This is a genomic window from Oleiphilus sp. HI0067, from assembly GCF_001635735.1.
This window is the reverse complement of record NZ_LWFI01000192.1, coordinates 1-736: the sequence shown is the minus strand read 5'-3', so window position 1 is coordinate 736 and position 736 is coordinate 1. Positions and strand designations below refer to the sequence as shown.

The following is a 736-nucleotide window of genomic DNA, read 5'->3' as shown; positions in this document are numbered from 1 at the left end:
AAACTTATGCCGCGATAGATGAAAAAGCAACAATGCGCTTAGCGGCTATTGAGTCCGAGCTACACGAACTNTCACAGACCTTAACTAGAACGGAACACTCCTTTGATAACCTCGTAGTTCGCTCACCCATTAAAGGGTTTGTTACAGGTTTAACAATCGACGCTGTTGGCGAAGTAGTGACACCTGGAGCTACGCTAGTCGAGATTATCCCCTACGACTCTCTAGTAATTGCAGAGGCAAAAATCGATACCAAGGATATCTCCTCCCTCAAATTGGGCCAAGATGTCAATGTTAAAGTGACAGCATTTGATTTTTCTCAACATGGCATGGTTACGGGAACCTTACAGAAGGTCTCTAAAAACAGTTTTCAAGATGAAGACGGTCAACCTTACTACAAAGCTAATATAGCACTGGATGACCAGTGGGTCGGGTCTGAGGGAAATCGCCTATTGCCCGGCATGGTGGTTCAAGCTGATATTTTAAGTGGTGAAAAAGCGGTGATTCAATACTTGTTAAAACCACTTCGCCTCGCCTCACAGCGCGCCTTTACTGAAAAATAAGGAGATTAGTGATGAGTTATACACCTTATACTGACGGTCAGAATACATCCCGTAAAGGTAAAGTCTCTGGGTCATCTAATCAGACTTACAATCAGCACGTAGATAAAAGTGTCGACGAAAAACAGGATAAACCCATATCTCCTGAAGCAGATCCAGTAGTACCGCGTCAATCGGAA

The 736-nt window shown here is 43.8% G+C and carries 1 protein-coding gene; it reads left to right on the top strand.

What is annotated here, in order from left to right; translation table 11 throughout:
- A partial coding sequence (locus tag A3739_RS02520; protein ID WP_156502278.1) for an HlyD family efflux transporter periplasmic adaptor subunit occupies positions 1-560 on the top strand: 560 nt, incomplete at its 5' end.
- Positions 561-736: the final 176 nt, after the last annotated feature.